Source organism: Neisseria sp. P0021.S006 (genome assembly GCF_051956895.1).
The window spans coordinates 1-882 of sequence record NZ_JBQCWZ010000546.1; the positions used below are offsets into that span (position 1 = coordinate 1).

The window sequence follows — 882 nt, forward strand, 5'->3', positions numbered from 1 at the left end:
ATACATTACTACTTGGGTTTTGGTCAGGATCATCCTGACAACTTCCATAAAACTTTGCAAGTCAAGGTCACTTCTCCCCATACCGTCCGGGCAACATTTAAACAATTTGACGGCCATAGGGTCGGTGCAGATTTCACGTTGAAATGTACAGAAAACCGTTGTTTGATAGATGATTTTAAGATGATTGGCGATCAAACCGGCATCAAAACCGATTACAAACTTGTTTTGCGCAAACAAAAATGTGAGTGAGCCGACAAAACAAAAGGGCTGCCCAAACAAATGGAGCAGCCCTTTGATTTTGAAATCAAGGTCGTGAAGGATGCGGATTTAAGCGGACAGGCGGCAAATTAGGTTTTCCGTATTGGGAAACGGCTTGTCTGTCTGAAGCCACTTTTCCTGACTGCATGACGCCGCTATCGTTGCGTATTGGATGTGCGGCATACTCGTCTTGATTTAATTGTGAAACTTCTTCATTGACTTCATGCTCTGCCACAAGTTCATACTCATTATCGTATGCCTTACTCTTGCCAAGCCGAACTTCCCCTCCCGCCATAGCGGATACGGAAAACGCGGATAACATGATGATTATGCCGATTTTTCTCTGCATAATATTCTCCTTTTCTCAAATATTGCTTCTTTATCATTTCTTTAATTCATGCCATAAAAGCAAGTTCAAACAAAACCAGTTTATCTGATTCCATTTATAGAGGCTATTTAAACACAAAACCTGCATCAATACATATCCGTTATTAGAAGTTTATTTTCCATATAAACAAGGCCGTCTGAAAAAATCCTAAAAACCGAGTACAATCCGCCGCATGAAAAAACGTACCAATCCCCTACCCCTTTTAAACGGTGTCAAACCCAGCTACTTGGTTTTAC

At 41.0% G+C, this 882-nt stretch carries 2 protein-coding genes; both read right to left on the bottom strand.

Annotated elements, in window-relative coordinates:
* A partial coding sequence (locus ACTHUM_RS15580) for a hypothetical protein (protein ID WP_440403368.1) occupies positions 1–237 on the bottom strand: 237 nt, incomplete at its 3' end.
* Between the two features lie 67 nt (positions 238–304).
* Positions 305–607 carry a hypothetical protein gene (locus tag ACTHUM_RS15585; RefSeq protein WP_107768832.1) on the bottom strand — a complete coding sequence of 101 codons (303 nt, stop codon included), beginning with the start codon at positions 605–607 and terminating at the stop codon, positions 305–307.
* Between the last annotated feature and the right edge of the window lie 275 nt (positions 608–882).